21 protein-coding genes and 1 rRNA gene (1 of these 22 only partly in view) are annotated in these 19,716 nt (G+C 62.0%); 13 read left to right on the top strand and 9 right to left on the bottom strand.

Annotation, left to right across the window (positions count from 1 at the left end; translation table 11 throughout):
• The first annotated feature begins 8 nt into the window (after window positions 1-8).
• The 8 genes from ACMGT0_RS28730 (at window position 9) to ACMGT0_RS28695 (ending at window position 7,402) form a co-directional block, all read left to right on the top strand.
• The gene (locus ACMGT0_RS28730) at window positions 9-833 is read left to right on the top strand and encodes an ABC transporter permease (RefSeq protein WP_054057007.1); all 825 of its coding nucleotides are present in this window, start codon (window positions 9-11) and stop codon (window positions 831-833) included.
• A 249-nt stretch (window positions 834-1,082) separates the two neighbouring features.
• A complete protein-coding gene (gene rpe / locus ACMGT0_RS28725) occupies window positions 1,083-1,757 on the top strand; it encodes a ribulose-phosphate 3-epimerase (protein ID WP_273825962.1) in 675 nt (224 codons plus the stop codon).
• Window positions 1,754-2,572: a phosphoglycolate phosphatase gene (locus ACMGT0_RS28720; RefSeq protein ID WP_054057005.1), complete on the top strand. Its 819-nt coding sequence runs from the start codon at window positions 1,754-1,756 to the stop codon at window positions 2,570-2,572. Before rpe ends, ACMGT0_RS28720 begins: the two co-directional genes overlap by 4 nt.
• A gap of 71 nt (window positions 2,573-2,643) precedes the next feature.
• Entirely contained in the window at window positions 2,644-4,131 is a 1,488-nt protein-coding gene (gene trpE / locus ACMGT0_RS28715; protein WP_054057004.1) for an anthranilate synthase component I, read from the top strand.
• Between the two features lie 13 nt (window positions 4,132-4,144).
• A complete protein-coding gene (locus ACMGT0_RS28710; protein ID WP_054064667.1) occupies window positions 4,145-4,738 on the top strand; it encodes an aminodeoxychorismate/anthranilate synthase component II in 594 nt (197 codons plus the stop codon).
• A 9-nt stretch (window positions 4,739-4,747) separates the two neighbouring features.
• On the top strand, window positions 4,748-5,797 hold the full coding sequence (gene trpD, locus ACMGT0_RS28705; protein ID WP_054057002.1) for an anthranilate phosphoribosyltransferase: 1,050 nt from the start codon (window positions 4,748-4,750) through the stop codon (window positions 5,795-5,797).
• The gene (trpC, locus tag ACMGT0_RS28700) at window positions 5,794-6,633 is read left to right on the top strand and encodes an indole-3-glycerol phosphate synthase TrpC (RefSeq protein WP_054057001.1); all 840 of its coding nucleotides are present in this window, start codon (window positions 5,794-5,796) and stop codon (window positions 6,631-6,633) included. The genes trpD and trpC overlap by 4 nt, the downstream gene beginning before the upstream one ends.
• A gap of 67 nt (window positions 6,634-6,700) precedes the next feature.
• Window positions 6,701-7,402 (top strand): lipoate--protein ligase family protein, encoded by a 702-nt coding sequence (locus ACMGT0_RS28695; protein ID WP_054057000.1) that lies wholly within the window; start codon window positions 6,701-6,703, stop codon window positions 7,400-7,402.
• Here ACMGT0_RS28695 and crp read toward each other — a convergent pair.
• Window positions 7,399-8,049 (bottom strand): cAMP-activated global transcriptional regulator CRP, encoded by a 651-nt coding sequence (gene crp, locus ACMGT0_RS28690; RefSeq protein WP_054056999.1) that lies wholly within the window; start codon window positions 8,047-8,049, stop codon window positions 7,399-7,401. The genes ACMGT0_RS28695 and crp overlap by 4 nt on opposite strands.
• A gap of 208 nt (window positions 8,050-8,257) precedes the next feature.
• On the opposite strand from crp, the gene ACMGT0_RS28685 reads away from it, so the two are divergent.
• A complete protein-coding gene (locus tag ACMGT0_RS28685) occupies window positions 8,258-8,680 on the top strand; it encodes an OsmC family protein (protein WP_054056998.1) in 423 nt (140 codons plus the stop codon).
• An 80-nt stretch (window positions 8,681-8,760) separates the two neighbouring features.
• On the opposite strand, the gene coq7 is transcribed toward ACMGT0_RS28685, so the two are convergent.
• From coq7 to hemJ, 6 genes are all read right to left on the bottom strand, one after another.
• The gene (coq7, locus tag ACMGT0_RS28680; protein ID WP_054057052.1) at window positions 8,761-9,408 is read right to left on the bottom strand and encodes a 2-polyprenyl-3-methyl-6-methoxy-1,4-benzoquinone monooxygenase; all 648 of its coding nucleotides are present in this window, start codon (window positions 9,406-9,408) and stop codon (window positions 8,761-8,763) included.
• Between the two features lie 262 nt (window positions 9,409-9,670).
• Window positions 9,671-10,009, bottom strand: a complete 339-nt coding sequence (locus tag ACMGT0_RS28675; protein ID WP_054056997.1) for a histidine triad nucleotide-binding protein — start codon at window positions 10,007-10,009, stop codon at window positions 9,671-9,673.
• 65 nt (window positions 10,010-10,074) lie between these two features.
• A complete protein-coding gene (locus ACMGT0_RS28670; protein ID WP_054056996.1) occupies window positions 10,075-10,863 on the bottom strand; it encodes an SDR family NAD(P)-dependent oxidoreductase in 789 nt (262 codons plus the stop codon).
• Between the two features lie 122 nt (window positions 10,864-10,985).
• Complete coding sequence (locus ACMGT0_RS28665) at window positions 10,986-11,828, bottom strand: DUF805 domain-containing protein (RefSeq protein WP_054056995.1); 843 nt, start codon at window positions 11,826-11,828, stop codon at window positions 10,986-10,988.
• Window positions 11,829-11,902: 74 nt separating this feature from the next.
• Window positions 11,903-12,874, bottom strand: coding sequence for an NAD(P)H-dependent flavin oxidoreductase (locus tag ACMGT0_RS28660; protein ID WP_054056994.1), 972 nt, complete (start codon window positions 12,872-12,874; stop codon window positions 11,903-11,905).
• Between the two features lie 32 nt (window positions 12,875-12,906).
• Window positions 12,907-13,338, bottom strand: coding sequence for a protoporphyrinogen oxidase HemJ (gene hemJ / locus ACMGT0_RS28655; RefSeq protein ID WP_054056993.1), 432 nt, complete (start codon window positions 13,336-13,338; stop codon window positions 12,907-12,909).
• Window positions 13,339-13,472: 134 nt separating this feature from the next.
• On the opposite strand from hemJ, the gene argC reads away from it, so the two are divergent.
• Both argC and erpA read left to right on the top strand, forming a co-directional pair.
• Window positions 13,473-14,507 (top strand): N-acetyl-gamma-glutamyl-phosphate reductase, encoded by a 1,035-nt coding sequence (argC, locus tag ACMGT0_RS28650; RefSeq protein ID WP_054056992.1) that lies wholly within the window; start codon window positions 13,473-13,475, stop codon window positions 14,505-14,507.
• Between the two features lie 169 nt (window positions 14,508-14,676).
• Complete coding sequence (erpA, locus tag ACMGT0_RS28645) at window positions 14,677-15,027, top strand: iron-sulfur cluster insertion protein ErpA (protein WP_017902852.1); 351 nt, start codon at window positions 14,677-14,679, stop codon at window positions 15,025-15,027.
• Window positions 15,028-15,088: 61 nt separating this feature from the next.
• Here erpA and ACMGT0_RS28640 read toward each other — a convergent pair whose 3' ends face one another.
• Window positions 15,089-16,180, bottom strand: a complete 1,092-nt coding sequence (locus tag ACMGT0_RS28640; RefSeq protein ID WP_054056991.1) for an anhydro-N-acetylmuramic acid kinase — start codon at window positions 16,178-16,180, stop codon at window positions 15,089-15,091.
• 3 nt (window positions 16,181-16,183) lie between these two features.
• Window positions 16,184-17,602: a peptidoglycan DD-metalloendopeptidase family protein gene (locus ACMGT0_RS28635; protein ID WP_054056990.1), complete on the bottom strand. Its 1,419-nt coding sequence runs from the start codon at window positions 17,600-17,602 to the stop codon at window positions 16,184-16,186.
• 210 nt (window positions 17,603-17,812) lie between these two features.
• Here ACMGT0_RS28635 and tyrS point away from each other — a divergent pair, with 210 nt between their 5' ends.
• Together tyrS and ACMGT0_RS28625 are read left to right on the top strand one after the other, a co-directional pair.
• Window positions 17,813-19,012 (top strand): tyrosine--tRNA ligase, encoded by a 1,200-nt coding sequence (tyrS, locus tag ACMGT0_RS28630; RefSeq protein ID WP_054056989.1) that lies wholly within the window; start codon window positions 17,813-17,815, stop codon window positions 19,010-19,012.
• Between the two features lie 625 nt (window positions 19,013-19,637).
• Window positions 19,638-19,716, top strand: a 16S ribosomal RNA gene (locus ACMGT0_RS28625); it runs 1,458 nt beyond the window's last position.

Genomic DNA, 19,716 nt, shown 5'->3' with positions numbered 1-19,716 from the left:
GAATCGAAATGCTCAGTCCATACATGTCGCCCGTCGAGCGGGTCTGGTTCTATAGCTTGCGCATCCTGTGCGGGTTGATCCTGTTGTTCCTGGTCCTGCCGGTACTGGTGATCGTTCCGCTGTCGTTCAATGCCGGCAGTTTCCTGGTGTATCCGCTGCAAGGTTTCTCGCTGCACTGGTACCAGGATTTCTTCGCCTCCGCCGAGTGGATGCGCGCCCTGAAGAACAGCATCATCGTCGCTCCGGCGGCGACGGTGCTGGCGATGGTCTTCGGTACCCTGGCGGCCATCGGCCTGACCCGTGGCAACTTCCCCGGCAAGCCGCTGGTGATGGCCCTGGTGATTTCGCCGATGGTGGTGCCGGTGGTGATCATCGGCGTCGCCAGCTACCTGTTCTTTGCGCCACTGGGGCTGGGCAACAGCTTTTCCTCGCTGATCGTGGTGCATGCGGTGCTGGGTGTGCCGTTCGTGATCATCACCGTCTCGGCGACCCTGCAGGGCTTCAACCACAACCTGGTACGTGCTGCGGCCAGCCTGGGGGCATCGCCGCTGACGACGTTCCGCCGGGTGACCCTGCCGCTGATTGCACCGGGGGTGATTTCCGGGGCGCTGTTCGCCTTTGCCACCTCCTTCGACGAGGTGGTGGTGACGCTGTTTCTCGCCGGCCCCGAACAGGCGACGCTGCCACGGCAGATGTTCAGCGGTATCCGCGAAAACCTCAGCCCGACCATCGCCGCAGCCGCGACCTTGCTGATCGCCTTCTCGGTGATCCTGCTGCTGACCCTGGAATGGTTGCGCGGGCGCAGCGAGAAGCTGCGTACGACCCAGGCCTGAAACCGGCTGGCTGGCGATCCGCCGAAGGCGGCCATCCAGTGATATCTCGGGCGATGGCAAGGGCGCTATCGCCAGAGCCGGCTCCTAAGGAGGGTGTCCGTAAATACGGGGGAAACCGCTGCGAGGGCGACTAAAGTCGTAGGAAAAGAGCCTGCTGCATGTGCGGCCAATTATCGCGGTCACGGTGCGTTTGGCGAAACATGAGGTATACAATGCGCGCCACCGTGATTCCGCTCAAAAAGGTGCGTCATGCAGCCCTTCGCAATTGCTCCGTCGATTCTTTCCGCCGACTTCGCCCGTCTGGGTGAGGAAGTGGACAACGTTCTCGCCGCCGGCGCCGACATCGTGCACTTCGATGTCATGGACAACCACTACGTCCCCAACCTGACCATCGGCCCGATGGTCTGCGCGGCGCTGCGCAAGTACGGCATTACCGCGCCGATCGACGCGCACCTGATGGTCAGCCCGGTGGATCGCATCATCGGCGACTTCATCGAGGCCGGTGCGACCTATATCACCTTCCATCCCGAAGCCACCCTGCATGTCGACCGCTCCCTGCAACTGATCCGCGATGGTGGTTGCAAGGCTGGCCTGGTGTTCAACCCGGCCACGCCGCTGGATGTGCTCAAGTACGTGATGGACAAGGTCGACATGGTCCTGCTGATGAGCGTCAACCCGGGCTTCGGTGGGCAGAAGTTCATTCCCGGGACCCTCGACAAGCTGCGCGAGGCACGGGCGCTGATCGATGCCTGCGGCCGTGATATCCGCCTGGAGATCGACGGTGGGGTGAACGTGAACAACATCCGCGAAATCGCCGAGGCCGGAGCTGACACCTTCGTCGCCGGCTCGGCGATCTTCAACGCTCCGGATTACCGCGACGTCATCCAGAAGATGCGCGCCGAGCTGGCGCTGGCCCGATCATGAGTGCCTTCGAGCAGCTCTTTGCGGGTGGGCTGCCCAAGCTGGTGATGTTCGATCTGGATGGTACGCTGATCGATTCGGTACCGGACCTGGCGGCCGCCGTCGACAAGATGCTGCTCGCCCTGGGCCGGCCCGCTGCCGGCCTGGAAGCGGTGCGCGAATGGGTCGGCAACGGCGCCCCGGTGCTGGTGCGTCGGGCCCTGGCCGGTGGCCTCGATCACTCGGCTGTGAGCGAAAGCGACGCCGAGCAGGGCCTGGAGCTGTTCATGGCGGCCTATGATGGCGGCCATGACCGGACCACGGTCTACCCCGGTGTCCGGGAAACCCTGCGCTGGATGCAGAAGCAGGGTGTGGAAATGGCCCTGATCACCAACAAGCCCGAACGTTTCGTCGCGCCCCTGCTCGACGAGATGCAGTTGGGGCGCTTCTTCCGCTGGATCATTGGCGGCGACACCCTGCCACAGCGCAAGCCCGATCCGGCGGCGCTCTTCCATGTCATGAAAATGGCCGGCATCCCGGCATCGCAGAGCCTGTTCGTCGGCGATTCGCGCAGCGATGTGCAGGCCGCCAGGGCCGCCGGAGTCGCCTGCGTGGCCCTCAGCTATGGCTACAACCATGGCCGGCCGATCGCCGAAGAGCAGCCGGCGCTGGTCATCGATGATCTGCGCGCACTGATTCCCGGTTGCCTGGAGGGCGGCGCTGAGCTAATGTCGGCGGACTGTAATCAATCCCCTCCTGGAAACGCCATCGTGGTGGTCACTCGCAAACTCTGGATGAAAGTCATCAAGGCCTTGGCCCGTTGGCGTTGGCGCGCCTGACATTTATCTGGCCGCTCCGTGCGGCGCGTTTGCATACCTGACCGTTTGAACCTCAAGCCACGAGGCACATGATGACCCGCGAAGAATTCCTGCGTTTGGCCGCTGCCGGCTACAACCGCATCCCGCTTGCCTGCGAAACCCTGGCCGACTTCGATACGCCGTTGTCGATCTACCTGAAACTGGCCGACCAGCCCAACTCCTACCTGCTCGAATCGGTGCAGGGCGGCGAGAAGTGGGGCCGCTACTCGATCATCGGCCTGCCATGCCGCACCGTGCTGCGGGTGCATGATCACCAGATCCGCGTGACCCACGACGGCGTCGAGATCGAAGCCTGCGAGGCCGATGATCCGCTGGCCTTCGTCGAGGCGTTCAAGGCGCGCTACAACGTTCCGACCATCCCTGGACTGCCGCGTTTCAACGGCGGCCTGGTGGGCTACTTCGGCTATGACTGCGTACGCTACGTGGAGAAGCGCCTGGGCCAGTGCCCGAACCCCGATCCATTGGGTGTGCCGGACATCCTGCTGATGGTCTCCGATGCGGTGGTGGTGTTCGACAACCTGGCCGGCAAGATGCACGCCATCGTCCTCGCCGACCCGGCGCAGGACAACGCCTACGAACAGGGCCAGGCGCGCCTGCAGCAGTTGCTCGAGCAACTGCGCCAGCCGATCACGCCGCGGCGCGGGCTGGCACTCGATCGTCCACCGGCGGCCGATCCGCTGTTCCGCTCCAGTTTTACCCAGGGTGACTACGAGCGTGCGGTCGATACCATCAAGGAATACATCCTGGCCGGCGACTGCATGCAGGTGGTGCCGTCGCAGCGCATGTCGATCGACTTCAAGGCTGCGCCCATCGACCTGTACCGGGCGCTGCGCTGCTTCAACCCGACGCCGTACATGTACTTCTTCAACTTCGGCGATTTCCATGTGGTCGGCAGTTCGCCGGAAGTGCTGGTGCGGGTCGAGGACAACCTGATCACCGTGCGGCCGATCGCCGGCACCCGCCCGCGCGGTGCCACCGAGGACGCCGACCGGGCACTGGAAGACGACCTGCTGTCGGATGAAAAGGAGATCGCCGAGCACCTGATGCTGATCGACCTGGGGCGCAACGATACCGGCCGGGTTTCCGAGATCGGTTCGGTGAAACTCACCGAGAAGATGGTAATCGAGCGTTACTCCAACGTGATGCACATCGTTTCCAACGTCACCGGCCAGCTCAAGAGCGGCCTGACGTCCATGGACGCGCTGCGGGCGATCCTGCCGGCAGGGACCTTGTCCGGCGCACCGAAGATCCGCGCCATGGAAATCATCGACGAACTGGAGCCGGTCAAGCGCGGCGTGTATGGCGGCGCGGTCGGCTACTACGCCTGGAACGGCAACATGGACACCGCGATTGCCATTCGTACCGCGGTGATCAAGGACGGCGAACTGCATGTGCAGGCCGGTGGCGGCATCGTCGCCGACTCGGTGCCGGCGCTGGAATGGGAAGAAACGCTGAACAAGCGTCGCGCGATGTTCCGCGCGGTCGCCCTTGCTGAACAAACCCCCGCGTCCGACGCCTGAGGAACCCTTTGTCATGTTGCTGATGATCGATAACTACGACTCGTTTACCTACAACGTCGTGCAATACCTCGGTGAGCTGGGCGCGGACGTCAAGGTCGTACGTAACGACGAACTGACCGTGGCTGAAATCGAAGACCTCAAGCCCGAGCGCATCGTGGTCTCGCCTGGCCCTTGCACGCCGACCGAGGCGGGCATTTCCCTGGAGGCCATCCGGCATTTCGCCGGCAAACTGCCGATTCTCGGCGTCTGCCTCGGCCACCAGTCCATCGGCCAGGCCTTTGGCGGCGATGTGGTGCGTGCCCGTCAGGTGATGCACGGCAAGACCAGTCCGCTGTACCACGAAGGCAAGGGGGTATTCGAGGGCCTGAACCTGCCGTTGACCGTTACCCGCTACCACTCGTTGATCGTCAAGCGCGAGACCCTGCCCGAGTGCCTGGAGCTGACCGCCTGGACCCGGCTGGAAGACGGCTCGGTCGACGAGATCATGGGCCTGCGTCACAAGACGCTGAACATCGAGGGGGTACAGTTCCACCCCGAGTCGATTCTCTCCGAGCAGGGACACCAGCTGTTCGCCAACTTCCTCAAACAGACCGGCGGCGTGCGCTAAGGAGTTTTCATGGATATCAAGACAGCCCTGAGCCGTATCGTCGGCCACTTGGACCTGAGCACCGAAGAAATGCGCGATGTCATGCGTGAGATCATGACCGGGCAGTGCACCGAGGCGCAGATTGGCGCCTTCATGATGGCCATGCGCATGAAGAGCGAAAGCATCGACGAGATCGTCGGTGCGGTTTCGGTCATGCGCGAGCTGGCGGACAAGGTCGAACTGCAGAGCCTCGACGGTGTGGTCGACGTGGTCGGTACCGGCGGTGATGGTGCCAACATCTTCAACGTTTCCACCGCGTCGGCCTTCGTCGTCGCAGCGGCTGGCGGTACTGTCGCCAAGCATGGCAACCGGGCGGTGTCGGGCAAGAGCGGCAGTGCCGACCTGCTGGAGTCGGCCGGTGTCTATCTGAACCTGACGCCGGTCCAGGTGGCGCGTTGCATCGATAACGTCGGTATCGGTTTCATGTTCGCCCAGACCCACCACAGTGCGATGAAGTACGCCGCAGGCCCGCGTCGCGACCTGGGCCTGCGCACCCTGTTCAACATGCTTGGCCCGCTTACGAATCCGGCTGGCGTGAAGCACCAGGTGGTGGGCGTGTTCACCCAGGCGCTCTGCCGGCCACTGGCGGAAGTCCTGCATCGGCTGGGCAGCAAGCACGTGCTGGTGGTGCATTCCCAGGACGGCCTGGATGAATTCAGCCTGGCGGCACCGACCTACGTTGCCGAACTGAAAAATGGTGCAATAACCGAGTATTGGGTTCAGCCCGAAGACTTGGGTATAAAGAGTCAGAGTCTGTTTGGCCTGGTGGTGGACAGCCCGGCGGCGTCGTTGGCGTTGATCCGCGATGCACTGGGGCGCCGCAAGACCGAGAACGGCCAGAAAGCTGCGGAAATGATCGTGCTCAACGCCGGTGCCGCGCTGTATGCCGCCGATCTGGCCAGCAGCCTCAAGGAAGGCGTAGCCCTGGCCCATGATGCGCTGCATACCGGCCTTGCCCGGGAAAAACTCGAGGAGCTGGGCGCGTTCACCGCGGTATTCAAGCAGGAGAATGAAGCATGAGTGTGCCAACCGTTCTGGAGAAGATCCTCGCCCGCAAGGCCGAGGAGGTTGCCGAGCGCAGTGCGCGCCTGAGTCTGGCTGAGCTTGAGAACCTGGCTCGAGCCGCCGATGCTCCTCGCGGTTTTGCCCAGGCGCTGCTTGACCAGGCCAAGCGCAAGCATCCGGCGGTCATTGCCGAAATCAAGAAGGCTTCGCCGAGCAAGGGAGTGATTCGCGAGCATTTCATCCCGGCGGAAATAGCCAGCAGCTACGAGAAGGGTGGGGCGACCTGCCTGTCGGTGCTGACCGACGTGGATTATTTCCAGGGCTCGGACCTGTACCTGCAACAGGCCCGTGCGGCCTGCAAGCTGCCGGTCATCCGCAAGGACTTCATGGTCGATCCGTACCAGATCGTCGAGGCCCGGGCCATGGGCGCCGATTGCATCCTGCTGATCGTCGCCGCACTGGAAGACGGGCAGATGGCCGAACTGGCCTCGGTGGCCAAGGCTGTCGGGCTCGACGTGCTGGTGGAGTCCCATGACGCCGCCGAGCTGGAGCGGGCACTGAAGCATCTGGACACACCGCTGATCGGTATCAACAACCGCAACCTGCACACCTTCGACGTCAGCCTGGAAACCACCCTCGACCTGTTGCCGATGGTGCCGCGTGACCGTCTGGTGGTCACCGAGAGTGGAATTCTCAACCGGGCCGATGTCGAGCTGATGGAAATCAGCCAGGTGTACTCGTTCCTGGTCGGCGAAGCGTTCATGCGTGCGCAGAACCCGGGTGATGAACTGCAGCGGCTGTTCTTCCCGGAGCGCGGGACGCCGGTGATCACCGGTTCCACCCTCGATTGAAACCTGTTGTTCGAACAAGCCGGCATTGCCGGCTTTTTCATGGCCTGACTAAACGGATCTTTTTGCCATGACCCTGCCTGTAGCCCTTACCGTCGAAGCCGGCCTGCGTGCCGAACAGGATCTGCTGGCCGAAGTCTGTGCCGGCGAGCGGGACTGGGGGCTGTTGTTGTGGCAGCCCAGTGATCGTGCCCTGGTCATGCCGCGGCGGCTGAATCGGTTGCCGGGTTTTGACGCGGCCTGTGAGGCGCTGGCGGCCAGCGGTTGGCCGGTCCTGTTGCGAGAGACCGGTGGTGAACCGGTGCCGCAGTCCTCGTCGACGGTGAACATTGCCCTGGTCTATGCGCCACCGCGCAGCGAGGGTGACCAGAACCGCATCGAAACCGGTTACCTGCGCCTGTGTCAGCCCATTTGCGAGGCGCTGGACGAACTGGGGGGTGTCGCTTCCTTGGGGGAGATCGAGGGAGCGTTCTGCGATGGTCGGTACAACGTCAACCTCAATGGGCGCAAGCTGGTCGGCACTGCTCAGCGTTGGCGGCAGAGCCGGGGCGGAACGCGTCCGGTGGGATTGGTGCATGGTGCGATGCTGATCGACGACGAACGTGAGTCGATGGTGGCGGCGGTCAATCTGTTCTATCAGGCGTGCAGCCTGGAGCAGCGGGTGCGTGCTGCGAGCCATGTCGCCCTGCATGAGGTCTATCCGGCCCCGCTGTTCCTTGAGCGGCTGGCCGGTTCGTACCAGCAACTGCTGGCAGGTCTGCTCGACGCCTAGCGGGTACCGAAGACCACCATGGTCTTGCCCTTGACGTGTACGAGGTTCTGCTCTTCGAGATCCTTGAGCACTCGGCCGACCATTTCCCGCGAGCAGCCGACGATCCGGCCGATTTCCTGGCGGGTGATCTTGATCTGCATGCCGTCCGGGTGGGTCATGGCATCCGGCTGCTTGCACAGGTCCAGCAGGCAGCGGGCGACGCGCCCGGTCACGTCGAAAAAGGCCAGGTCGCCGACCTTGCGGGTGGTGTTGCGCAGGCGCTGTGCCATCTGTCCGCTGAGGGCATAGAGGATGTCCGGGTCCTGCTGGGCCAGTTCGCGGAACTTGGCATAGCTGATTTCCGCCACCTCGCACTCGACCTTGGCGCGTACCCAGGCGCTGCGCTCCTGTTCGACCCCCGCCTGCTCGAACAGCCCCAGCTCACCGAAGAAATCCCCGGCATTGAGATAGGCGATGATCATTTCCCGGCCGTCATCGTCTTCGATGAGGATGGTGACCGAGCCCTTGACGATGAAGAACAGGGTCTGCGAACGATCACCGGCGCAGATGATGTTGCTCTTGGCCTGGTAGCGACGACGCTGGCAGTGCATCAGCAGTTTGTCGAGGTTCTTGATCTTGGAGGGGGAAGCGGAAGCCAGAGCAACCATGTTTGTATCCTGGAAAAGACTGCACGGTTTGGTTTGGTTTTTTTAGGCGTAGCCAAAAAGCTGGCATAACGCCAGCGATTTGGCGTCAGCTTACCAGACACGCGGTGTCGAGATGGTGGAATTTAATGGACCGACCAACCGGTCGTCGCCTGAGTCCACAGGGTGCTGTGCTAAGCTGGCGACCTTTTTAATCAGTGGAGTCTTGGCGATGAAGGCACGCATCCAATGGGCTGGCGAAGCCATGTTCCTCGGAGAGTCGGGTAGCGGACACGTGGTGGTGATGGATGGCCCGCCGGAAAGTGGTGGCCGCAACCTGGGTGTACGTCCCATGGAAATGGTGCTGCTGGGCCTGGGTGGCTGCAGCAACTTCGACGTGGTCAGCATCCTGAAGAAGGCGCGCCAGCCGGTCGAGAGCTGCGAAGCGTTCCTTGAAGCCGAGCGTGCGACCGAAGATCCGAAGGTGTTCACCAGGATCCACCTGCATTTCGTGGTCAAGGGGCGGGGCCTGAAGGAATCGCAGGTCAAGCGGGCGATCGAGCTGTCGGCCGAGAAGTACTGCTCGGCTTCGATCATGCTCGGTGCCGCAGGTGTGGCCATCAGCCATGACTACGAGATCGTCGAGCTCGGCTGATGCCCTGGGCAGGCTTGCGCTGTTTGTAGGAGCGGATCCGTTCTGATAAGCGGTCGCAGCCCCGCCTATGACCCGCCGGTTCAGATGCGGTAGGTGCTCTTGGTCATCACCTTGGCCAGCAGGCTCATGCCGAACTTCACCGGCGCCGGGAAGCGGAAACCGCCGGCATCGAGCGCCGACTCGGCATGGTGTTCCTCGTCGATGCGCATCTGTTCGAGAATCGCCCGGGATTTTTCGTCTTCGGCGGGCAGTTGTTCCAGATGTTCGTTCAGGTGCTTGCAGACCTGGTCTTCGGTCGCCGCGACGAACCCGAGGCTGACCTTGTCGCTGATCAGCCCGGCCACCGCGCCAATTCCGAAGGACAGGCCATAGAACAACGGATTCAGCACGCTCGGGCTGCTGCCCAGCTGGCGGATACGTTGCTCGCACCAGGCCAGGTGGTCGATTTCTTCCTCGGCCGCATGCTCCATGGCTTCGCGTACGTGGGGCAGCTTGGCGGTCAGGGCCTGGCCCTGGTACAGCGCCTGGGCACAGACTTCACCGGTGTGGTTGATCCGCATCAGTCCGGCGACATGGCGGGTATCCTCCTCGCTCATCTGCGCTTCGGGCTGGACGATGGCCGGCGATGGGCGATACGGCTGGCCGCTGAACGGGAGCAGGGTGCGCATGGCGGCGTCGGCCTGCAGCAGCAGGCGGTCAATCGGCGAGTAGTGACGTTGGGTAGTCATGCTGACCTCCGGAGGAATCTCGGTCTGCAGTTTACCGCAATCCGGGGCGGAAGGTTTGAGCTGGGTCATCGGCTGGATGGCCGGGCAGCGGAAGGGTTTGTGTGGACTGGCGATCCCTGTCGCCAGCAAGCCGGCTCCCGCCATGATCGAGCCGCTCACGCATTCCCGGCAGGAGCAGGGCTTGCCCGCGAACAGGCCGGCAAGCCTTGTACCGATCTTGCGATCATCTTTGCCGGCAAACCTGCTCCAACAAGGAGGCGTATCAGCCCGGAGGCCAGTTCATCTGGCGCTGACCCAGCACATGCATGTGGATGTGGTAGACCGTCTGGCCACCTTTCTCGTTGCAGTTCATCACCACGCGGAAGCCTTCCTCGCAGCCCAGCTCCAGCGCCAGACGCTGGGCGGTGAACAGGATATGCCCGGCCAGTGCCTTGTCGTCCTCGGTCAGGTCATTGAGGGTGCGAATCGGCTTCTTCGGGATCACCAGGAAATGCACCGGTGCCTGCGGGGCAATATCGTGGAACGCCAGGACCTGGTCGTCTTCGTAGATGATCTTCGCGGGTATCTCCCGGTTGATGATCTTGGTGAACAGAGTATCCACAACTGTTTCTCCATTTGCGTAGGGATGGGCCGGAGTCTGTCTGCTGCGGCCCGCGAGTTCAAGTGTCAGCGTGGGCAGTATGCCCGGGTAATCAGGCCGGCCAGTTTGCGCACCATCCAGCGGCTGCCCAGGCGCGGCAGGCGGGTGAGCCAGCGATTGCGCCAGCCGGGGATGATGATCGCGCGATTCTTGTCCAGGGCGCGTACCGTGTAGAGCGCGACTTCCTCGGGGCTCATCATCAGCTTGCTCTGCTTGAGCTTGTCGGCTTGCAACTGGGCGGTATCGAAGAAGGCGGTGCGGGTCAGGCCGGGGCAGAGCACCGAGACCTTGATCCCGGTTTTTTTCAACTCTTCGCGCAGGCCTTCGCTGAAGTGCAGGACGTAAGCCTTGCTGGCGTAGTAGCTGCTCATCCATGGCGCCGGGTGGAAGGCGGCGATCGAGGCGACGTTGAGGATCTGCCCGCCGCCCTGGATCGCCATCAGGTTGCCGAGGGAATGGCACAGGCGGGTGAGGGCGAGGATGTTCACTTCGATCAGGTCCTGCTCGGTACCCCAGTCCTGGGCCAGGAACGGGCCGCTGGTGCCGATACCGGCGCAATTGACCAGCAGATCGATCTGGTGCGCGCCTTCCTCCAGCTCCAGCAGGAAGCCGGACAGACGCAGCGGTTCGCCCAGGTCGCAGGCGCGGAACAGCACCTCGACGCCGAAGCGTTGGGTCAGTTCGATGGCAATGCTTTCCAGCCGATCACGTTGACGGGCAACCAGGATCAGGTTGCGACCGCGGCGCGCCAGGGCTTCGGCCAGGGCCAGGCCGATACCGCTGGAAGCGCCGGTGATCAGGGCGTAACGGGTCATGCAATTCTCCATGGCAACGGCGCCGGGCCTCGGGACAGGGAGGTCGCAAGGTCAGCGCTGTTTATTTTGCCGATAGTCTACAGGGGCCACGGTTGCTTGGCGCTGCTCTTGGCCTGGCTGGCCTAGATGTTCCTGATGCTGGCGGCTCCCAGTACGACGGTCAGGCTGATCAGGAAGACGAAGATACTTGCCAGAATCGAGAGCACCTTGACCGATGTGCTGTTGGGCGGCGGCGGAGCGCCGTACCGGTTGGCCGAGGCGTTGCCTGGGCAGAACAGCAGGATGAAGGGAAACACGTAGCCGATGAGGGGCACCAGCATGAGCAGCCAGAGCCAGCCGGACCAGCCGATATCGTGCAGGCGTTGTACGGCGATCTGGATGGTCAGGAGCAGGTAAAAAGCGGCGGCAACCACCACGACCAGGCCGCCAACGATCGCCGAGCCTCTGAGGATGGTGGTCAGCAGCATCAGCAGAACGAAGGTCACGAGTGCTGCCGTCATGCTCCACGCCAGATACCGCAATCGTCCGATCCGGCCATTGAGGCTGAACACCTTCAGCGGCCCGAAGGTGGGCAGCGTATCTCCAACCTGGGCGGCAGGTGGCGCGTAGGGTGAGTGCGACGGGTTGTTCTCTGGAGGTGGAACGTACCGTGACTGCGGTTCGCCGGCTGCGGGAGGCGGCACGCTGGCGGGCAGCTCGTTGACATCCGCCAGGCTCAGTTCGACGCTCGGTGTTTCCTCGACGATCCGTGCGTCGATCCCGGTGTTGCGCAGGGCTTGGAGATAGCTTTGCGCCTCGGTGGCCGAAAGGTCGCGCTTGAGCGCAATGGGGTGACCGTTGAAGAGCTTTTCCACGGAAGTCATGTCGCTCTTGAACAGTTCGGCAAGGTTGAATTGTGCGGTGGTCTGTTCCACGCCGGGCAGCAAGGTGCCATCGAATACGATCTTGAAGCGGGTGTTGCTCATTGGGCGTCCCTGTCTCGATACTGATGGATGGCGCCTAGTGTAGGCCCGCAAGATACTTGCAGGCCACAGCGGGCTCACGGGCGGGGCCAGTGTCCTGACAGTTGCGCCGCCCGGGATTGCGCCTGGCGGTACTCGTCGTCGAGTCGTGCGATCAGTTGGTCGATGCTCGGCAGGTCGTTGATCTCGCCAACGCCCTGACCGGCGGACCAGACGGTTTTCCAGGCCTTGGCTTCGTCATTGAGCGGCTTGAGCTTGCTGCCGAAGTCGACTTCGCCCTTGCCCTGCAGGGCGGCAAGGTCGAAACCGGCGTTTTCCAGGCTCTGGCGCATGAAGCTGGCCGGGACGCCCGAAACGGCGGCGGTGTGCACGATGTCGGCGGCATGCGACTTCAGCAGCATCTGCTTGTAGGCCTCGGGCGCATGGCTTTCCGTGGTGCCGATGAAGCGGGTGCCGAGATAGGCCAGGTCCGCGCCCAGCAACTGCGCGGCGAGAATCTCGTGGCCATGGTTCAGGCAGCCGGACAGCAGCAGGGTCTTGTCGAAGAACTGGCGGATTTCGGCGATCAGCGCGAACGGGCTCCAGGTGCCGGCATGCCCGCCGGCGCCGGCGGCGACCGCAATCAGGCCGTCGACACCGGCCTCGGCGGCCTTCTCGGCGTGACGACGGGTCGTCACGTCATGGAAAACCAGGCCACCGTAGCTGTGCACCGCGTCGACCACTTCCTTGACCGCACCCAGGCTGGTGATGACGATCGGCACCTGGTGTTCGATGCAGATCTGCAGGTCGGCCTGCAGGCGCGGGTTGCTGTGGTGCACGATCAGGTTGACGGCGTAGGGCGCCGGATTGTCCAGTTCCGCCAGGCCGCTTTCGATTTCCTCCAGCCAGGCCTTGAAACCGCTGCTTTCACGCTGGTTGAGGGCCGGGAAGCTGCCGACCACGCCGTTGCGGCAGCAGGCCAGGACCAGTTGCGGGTTGGAAATCAGGAACATCGGCGCCGCCACGACGGGCAGGCGCAGGCGTTGTTCGAGCAGGACGGGCAGCGACATGGGCGGTACTCCGGGAGTGACGGCTTATTGGCTTAGAACGGTCTGACCACGACCAGAATTACGATAGCCAGCAATATCACAACCGGTACTTCATTGAACCAGCGATAAAAGACATGACTGCGGGTGTTCTCGCCACGGGCAAAGCGCTTCACCTGGGCGCCGCACATGTGGTGATAACCGATCAGCAGCACCACCAGCGTCAGCTTGGCGTGCATCCAGCCACCCTGGGTGAAGTAGGCAGCGGGGTTGAGGCTGATCAGCGCGCCGCCGAAGATCAGCGTGGCGATCATCGCCGGGCCCATGATGCCGCGGTACAGCTTGCGCTCCATGACGCTGAAGCGTTCCTTGCTGATACTGTCCTCGCTCTGGGCGTGGTAGACGAACAGGCGCGGGAGGTAGAACAGGCCGGCAAACCAGCAGACGACGCTGACGATGTGCAAGGCTTTGAGCCAGAGATAGAGCATTTTTTTGATTTCCAGGTTCACGGTGGAACAAATAGTAGAGTCTCGAGCCTCCGCACGTCACCTTGACGGTTGTCGCAGGCCTGCGCGGGCCCTATTATCGAGGGCTTTCCAGTGGGTTCGTTGAGGGGCAGGTCATGGTGAAGGTCGGTATCGTCGGCGGCACGGGTTACACCGGTGTCGAATTGCTGCGTCTGTTGGCACAGCATCCGCAGGCAGAGGTGGTGGTCATCACTTCCCGATCCGAGGCCGGAGTGGCCGTGGCCGACATGTATCCGAACCTGCGCGGTCACTACGATGGCCTCAAGTTCAGCGTGCCGGACGTCAAGACCCTGGGCGCCTGCGATGTGGTGTTCTTCGCCACGCCTCACGGCGTCGCCCATGCCCTGGCCGGCGAACTGCTGTCCGCCGGGACCAGGGTCATCGACCTGTCCGCCGACTTCCGTCTGCAGGACGCCGATGAATGGGCCAAGTGGTATGGCCAACCGCACGGTGCGCCGGCGCTGCTGGACGAGGCGGTCTATGGCCTGCCGGAAGTGAACCGCGAGAAGATCCGCCAGGCTCGGCTGATCGCTGTACCGGGTTGCTACCCCACCGCCACGCAACTGGGCTTCCTGCCATTGCTGGAAGCCGGCCTGGCCGACGCTTCGCGGCTGATCGCCGACTGCAAGTCCGGTGTCAGCGGTGCCGGTCGTGGTGCCAGCGTCGGTTCGCTGTATTCCGAAACCTCGGAAAGCCTCAAGGCCTACGCGGTCAAGGGGCACCGCCACCTGCCGGAAATCCGTCAGGGCCTGCGTCGTGCCGCCGGCAAGGACGTCGGCCTGACCTTCGTGCCGCACCTGACACCGATGATTCGCGGCATTCACTCCACTCTGTACGCGACTGTGGCGGACCGCTCCGTCGACCTGCAGGCGCTGTTCGAGAAGCGTTATGCCAACGAGCCGTTCGTTGACGTGATGCCGGCTGGCAGCCATCCGGAAACCCGTAGCGTGCGTGGTGCGAACGTGTGCCGGATTGCCGTGCACCGTCCGCAGGACGGCGACCTGGTGGTCGTGCTGTCGGTGATCGACAACCTGGTCAAGGGCGCTTCGGGCCAGGCGGTACAGAACCTGAACATCCTGTTCGGCCTGGATGAGCGCCTGGGCCTGTCCCATGCCGGCATGCTGCCATAACCGCATCTTGCGATTCACCGGAAAGGCCCGCCATGCGGGCCTTTTTGCATGGTGCCTCGTGTAATGGGTTTATTGATATACCATAACAATAGTTGACCGCTTTTCTAGGAGAAGCGGATAATGCACGTCATCACGCATTATGGCGGCGTAACGCCGGGAGATAGTCAACATGAGCGTCGAATCCTTCACCCCCACGGCTTTGCTATTCACCCAGGGTGCCGCGCACAAGGTGAAGAGCCTGGTCGATGAAGAGGGTAATGATCGCTTGAAGCTGCGCGTATTCGTGACGGGCGGCGGTTGTTCAGGGTTTCAGTACGGCTTCACCTTCGACGAGGATGTGGCCGAGGACGACACCATCGTCGAGCGCGAAGGCGTCAGCCTGGTGGTCGATCCGATGAGCTTCCAGTACCTGGCCGGTGCGGAAGTGGATTACCAGGAGGGTCTGGAAGGTTCGCGGTTCGTGATCAAGAACCCGAACGCCACCACCACCTGTGGTTGCGGTTCGTCGTTCTCGATCTGACGGGTCTTCAAGCGCCTGATCTCAACGCCGCGAATCTTCGCGGCGTTTTGCCTTGTGGGGCTCAGGCCGGGTAGATCGCGCCCAGCACCCGCAAGCCGCGCGCGCCGGTCACACTGGGGCGGTTGGTCGGGATGCCCTCCAGGCAGCAGTGGGCGAGCCAGGCGAAGGCCATGGCCTCGACCCAGTCGGGATCTACGCCGTGGGTTGCGGTGCTGGCGACTTTGGCTTCGGGCAGCAGTTGGCCCAGCCGTGCCATCAGTGCCGCGTTATGGGCGCCGCCACCACAGACCAGCAACTGCTCGGTGCCTGTCTGGGCATGGGTCAGCGACTCGATGATGCTCTGTGCGGTGAGTTCGAGCAGTGTGGCTTGCACGTTCTCGGCGTTGTAGGTCGGCAGGCGCCCCAGGTGTTGCTTCAGCCAGTTCAGATTGAAGACTTCCCGTCCGGTGCTCTTGGGGCCGGTGGTCTGGAAGAAGGGGTCGCCCAGCAGCGCCTGCAGCAACTGCGGTTCGACCTGGCCGCTGGCGGCCCACTGGCCGTTGCGATCGTAGGTCTCGCCGCGCTGGTCTTGAATCCAGGCATCCAGCAGCACGTTCCCAGGGCCGCAGTCGAAGCCTGACACCGGCTTGTTCGGTTCGATCAGGCTCAGGTTGCTGAAGCCGCCAATATTCAGTACCGCGCAATTTGCACTGCGCTCCTCGAACAGAGCCTCATGGAAGGCGGGTACCAGCGGTGCGCCCTGGCCGCCGGCTGCCACGTCACGCCGGCGGAAATCACTGACGACGCTGATCCCGGTCAGTTCGGCCAGCAGCGCCGGGTTGCCGATCTGTACCGTGAAGCCGCGGGCCGGTTCATGGCGGATGGTTTGGCCATGGCTGCCGATGGCACGAATCGATTCGGGGGTGAGCGACTGGTGGGCGAGGAGGGCGTTGACGCCACGGGCGGCGAGGGTCGCCCACTCATGTTCGGCTATCGCGGCCCGGGCGATTTCATCCGGGCCGCTGGCGCACAGGCCGAGCAGTTCGGCTCGCAGTGCGTCAGGCATGGGAGTGTAGTGGGTGGCCAGCAATTGGATGCCGCTGCCCAGCTCGATCAGCGCGATATCCAGCCCATCCAGGCTGGTGCCGGACATCACGCCGATATAGAGCGCCATGGTTCAGCGCTTGGCCGAAGCGAGCTTGGTGGCCTTTTCCTGGTCCATGCGCGCCATCAGCGGCTGGCTCTGTTGCAGGAAGCGGGCGCGCTCGGATTTGGCGATCGGGTCGGCCATCGGCAGTTTCTGGCTCAGCGGGTCGACGTGCACACCGTTGACCTGGAACTCGTAGTGCAGATGCGGGCCGGTCGACAGACCGGTGGTGCCGATATAACCGATCACCTGGCCCTGCTTGACGTTGCTGCCGGTCTGGACGCCCTTGGCAAAGCCCTGCATGTGGCCATAGAGGGTACGGTAGCTATTGCCGTGCTGGATGATCACGGTGTTGCCGTAGCCGCCGCGACGCCCCGCCAGGATCACCTTGCCGTCGCCCGCTGCCTTGATTGGCGTACCACGTGGGGCGGCGTAGTCGACGCCCTTGTGGGCGCGGATCTTGTTCAGGATCGGGTGCTTGCGGCCCATGGAGAAGCGCGAGCTGATGCGGGCGAAGTCCACTGGAGTACGGATGAAAGCCTTGCGCATGCTGTTGCCGTCGGCGGTGTAGTAGCTGCTGTTGCCCTGCTTGTTGGTGTAACGCACGGCGGTGTAGGTCTTGCCGCGGTTGGTGAAGCGGGCGGACAGAATGTTGCCGGTGCCGACGGTCTTGCCGTTGACCACTTTCTGTTCGTAGATCACCTCGAACTCGTCGCCTGGGCGAATATCCTGGGCGAAGTCGATGTCGTAGCCGAAGACGCTGGCCATCTCGCGGGTCAGGCTGTGGGGCATGCCGGCGCGTTGGGCCGAGAGGGACAGGGAGCTGTTGATCACGCCATGTACATAGGCCGACTGGACGGTTGGCTTGGTGACCACGCGATTGAAGGTGAAGCCTTTCGGGCCCTTGGTCAGGGTGATGGTTTCCAGGTCGCTGACCTTGCTGTGCAGGTTGTTCAACTGGCCGTCGGGGCTCAGTTCGAACTCCAGTTTCTGGCCGTGCTTGAGCTGGGAAAACTGCTTGGCCTGCTTGTCGCTGGCCAGCACTTCATGCACGGCTGCAGCAGGCAGGCCGACCTTTTCGAACAGGGTGGAGAGCGTGTCGCCACGGGCAACGGTCACTTCGCGGTGACCGGGTGCCTTCTTCTCTTCCACGGCAGGTGCAGGCTCGCTTTTGGCGGTGTTCTTGCTGTCATCGTCGCTGTTTTCGATCTGGGCGAAAGGCGATTCATTGCCTTCATTTGTGGCCTGGTCGAGTTCTACAGCGTCTTTGTCTTGTGTCAGTTGAGCAGCGGGACTTTCCAGTTCAAGGCTCAGGGTCGTTTTCTTGGCTTCGACATCGCTGGATGGAAACACCAGCAGTGCCAGGCTGAGGAGGGCGGCGATACCACTTGCGGCCAGCAGGTGGGTCTTCGGATAAAGCGGCGGCGCTTTAGGCGGTTCTGTGCTCATGAGTGATTTGACTTTGAAAAAGATGAATTGGAAAAGATGAATGACATGATGAAGATGAAATAACTGTATAAAATATAACCAAAACATCTCTGAAGCAAGTCTGTCATGTGCAGGCAGGCCCTGGCTTGGCCGTACGCCGGGCAAAACTTGTAATTGGGCTGCGATCTTGTATGGTTGGTTCCCTTTGAATCTGAGCCTTGCAGGTTGGTTATGAAGTCGGTTGAAGAGCAGCTAGCGCTGATCAAGCGTGGTGCGGAAGAGTTGTTGGTCGAGTCGGAACTGGTCGAGAAGCTCAAGCGCGGCCAGCCGCTGCGTATCAAGGCTGGCTTTGACCCGACGGCGCCGGATCTGCATCTGGGTCATACGGTGCTTATCAACAAGCTGCGCCAGTTCCAGGATCTGGGTCACCAGGTCATTTTCCTGATCGGCGATTTCACCGGCATGATCGGTGACCCGAGTGGCAAGAGTGCTACGCGTCCGCCGCTGACTCGCGAGCAGGTGCTCGAGAACGCCGAGACCTATAAGTCCCAGGTATTCAAGATTCTCGACCCGGCCAAGACCGAGGTGGCGTTCAACTCCACCTGGATGGACAAGATGGGGCCGGCGGACTTCATTCGCCTGACTTCGCAGTACACCGTGGCGCGTATGCTCGAGCGTGACGATTTCGACAAGCGCTACAGCTCCAAGCAGCCGATCGCGATCCATGAGTTCCTCTATCCGCTGGTGCAGGGCTATGACTCGGTGGCGTTGCGGGCCGATGTCGAGTTGGGCGGTACCGACCAGAAGTTCAACCTGCTGATGGGGCGTGAGTTGCAGCGTTCCTATGGGCAGGAGGCGCAATGCATCCTCACCATGCCGCTGCTCGAAGGTCTGGACGGTGTGAAGAAGATGTCCAAGTCCCTGGGTAACTATGTGGGTATCCAGGAAGCGCCGGGTGTGATGTACGGCAAGCTGGTATCGATCCCTGATGCGCTGATGTGGCGCTATTTCGAACTGTTGAGTTTCCGTTCGATGGATGAGATCAATCAGTTGCGCAAGGATGTCGAGGGCGGTGCCAACCCGCGGGATATCAAGATCTTGCTGGCCGAAGAGATCGTTGCCCGTTTCCATGGCGAGGAGGCGGCGGCCAATGCCCATCGTGGCGCGGGCAATCGTATGAAGGATGGCGAACTGCCGGACGATCTGCCGGAGATCGAGTTGGCAGCGGCCGAAGATATGCCGATCGCTGCGATCCTCAACAAGGCGGGCCTAGTCAAGAACTCGGCAGTCGCTCGTGATCTGTTGGGTTCCGGTGGTGTGCGGGTGGATGGCGAAGTGGTCGATCGTGCGTTCGTCTTCAAGCTGGGGGCTACCCATGTCTGCCAGGCCGGCAAGAAGGCATTTGCCCGGATCACCCTGAAGTCCGAGTAATTCGCGTTTCCGTGTCAGGCTCAAAGAAGGCCGGCCCCTTGGGGCCGGCCTTCTGCTTTTTGCTTTTATAGGAGTCAGACAGCAGTTCAGGTTCCTGCTCCGGTATCTGTGGGCGTTTTGACCTTTATGACAGAAATCCGAAAATAACGGTTGACGCTCATTCCCAGGGGCCTATAATGCGCCCCACTTCCGGCGCAGTCCGAACGGAAAACTCCTTGAGATTCAACGAGTTATCTTGTTTCAGGCGGCGCAGCTTCAAATCATCGAAGCACGGAAGAAGCTGTAAAAGAGGTGTTGACAGCAGCGTGTAACGCTGTAGAATTCGCCTCCCGCTAACGAGAGATCGGAAGCGCAAGTGGTTGAAGTTGAAGAAGAAATTCTGAAAGCTTCTGAAAATAATCACTTGACAGCAAATGAGGCTGCTGTAGAATGCGCGCCTCGGTTGAGCGAACAGCTCGCCAAACGCTCTTTAACAACTGAATCAAGCAATTCGTGTGGGTGCTTGTGGTGTCAGACTGAATAGTCACTAGATTATCAGCAACACAAGTGACCATGCGAGAAATCAAATGAGTCATTTGAGTATGCTGAGCCAAGTTTAGGGTTTTCTCAAAACCCAAGCAGTATTGAACTGAAGAGTTTGATCATGGCTCAGATTGAACGCTGGCGGCAGGCCTAACACATGCAAGTCGAGCGGATGAGAGGAG

It is taken from the genome of Pseudomonas sp. RHF3.3-3, from assembly GCF_048069595.1.
Taxonomy (GTDB): Bacteria; Pseudomonadota; Gammaproteobacteria; order Pseudomonadales; family Pseudomonadaceae; genus Aquipseudomonas; species Aquipseudomonas fuscovaginae_B.
The sequence above is the reverse complement of the archived record's forward strand: the minus strand, read 5'-3'. Positions and strand labels throughout refer to the sequence as shown.

Excerpts from the sequence above, each read along its gene's own strand:
- ACMGT0_RS28710 (WP_054064667.1), top strand. The coding sequence starts at position 4,145 with ATGTTGCTGATGATCGATAACTACGACTCGTTTACCTACAACGTCGTG.
- ACMGT0_RS28730 (WP_054057007.1), top strand. The coding sequence starts at position 9 with ATGCTCAGTCCATACATGTCGCCCGTCGAGCGGGTCTGGTTCTATAGC.
- hemJ (WP_054056993.1), bottom strand. The coding sequence starts at position 13,338 with ATGCTCTATCTCTGGCTCAAAGCCTTGCACATCGTCAGCGTCGTCTGC.
- trpC (WP_054057001.1), top strand. The coding sequence starts at position 5,794 with ATGAGTGTGCCAACCGTTCTGGAGAAGATCCTCGCCCGCAAGGCCGAG.
- tyrS (WP_054056989.1), top strand. The coding sequence starts at position 17,813 with ATGAAGTCGGTTGAAGAGCAGCTAGCGCTGATCAAGCGTGGTGCGGAA.
- ACMGT0_RS28665 (WP_054056995.1), bottom strand. The coding sequence starts at position 11,828 with ATGAGCAACACCCGCTTCAAGATCGTATTCGATGGCACCTTGCTGCCC.
- coq7 (WP_054057052.1), bottom strand. The coding sequence starts at position 9,408 with ATGACTACCCAACGTCACTACTCGCCGATTGACCGCCTGCTGCTGCAG.
- erpA (WP_017902852.1), top strand. The coding sequence starts at position 14,677 with ATGAGCGTCGAATCCTTCACCCCCACGGCTTTGCTATTCACCCAGGGT.
- crp (WP_054056999.1), bottom strand. The coding sequence starts at position 8,049 with ATGGTTGCTCTGGCTTCCGCTTCCCCCTCCAAGATCAAGAACCTCGAC.
- ACMGT0_RS28635 (WP_054056990.1), bottom strand. The coding sequence starts at position 17,602 with ATGAGCACAGAACCGCCTAAAGCGCCGCCGCTTTATCCGAAGACCCAC.
- ACMGT0_RS28695 (WP_054057000.1), top strand. The coding sequence starts at position 6,701 with ATGACCCTGCCTGTAGCCCTTACCGTCGAAGCCGGCCTGCGTGCCGAA.
- ACMGT0_RS28640 (WP_054056991.1), bottom strand. The coding sequence starts at position 16,180 with ATGGCGCTCTATATCGGCGTGATGTCCGGCACCAGCCTGGATGGGCTG.
- ACMGT0_RS28685 (WP_054056998.1), top strand. The coding sequence starts at position 8,258 with ATGAAGGCACGCATCCAATGGGCTGGCGAAGCCATGTTCCTCGGAGAG.
- ACMGT0_RS28660 (WP_054056994.1), bottom strand. The coding sequence starts at position 12,874 with ATGTCGCTGCCCGTCCTGCTCGAACAACGCCTGCGCCTGCCCGTCGTG.
- argC (WP_054056992.1), top strand. The coding sequence starts at position 13,473 with ATGGTGAAGGTCGGTATCGTCGGCGGCACGGGTTACACCGGTGTCGAA.
- trpD (WP_054057002.1), top strand. The coding sequence starts at position 4,748 with ATGGATATCAAGACAGCCCTGAGCCGTATCGTCGGCCACTTGGACCTG.
- rpe (WP_273825962.1), top strand. The coding sequence starts at position 1,083 with ATGCAGCCCTTCGCAATTGCTCCGTCGATTCTTTCCGCCGACTTCGCC.
- ACMGT0_RS28720 (WP_054057005.1), top strand. The coding sequence starts at position 1,754 with ATGAGTGCCTTCGAGCAGCTCTTTGCGGGTGGGCTGCCCAAGCTGGTG.
- ACMGT0_RS28670 (WP_054056996.1), bottom strand. The coding sequence starts at position 10,863 with ATGACCCGTTACGCCCTGATCACCGGCGCTTCCAGCGGTATCGGCCTG.
- trpE (WP_054057004.1), top strand. The coding sequence starts at position 2,644 with ATGACCCGCGAAGAATTCCTGCGTTTGGCCGCTGCCGGCTACAACCGC.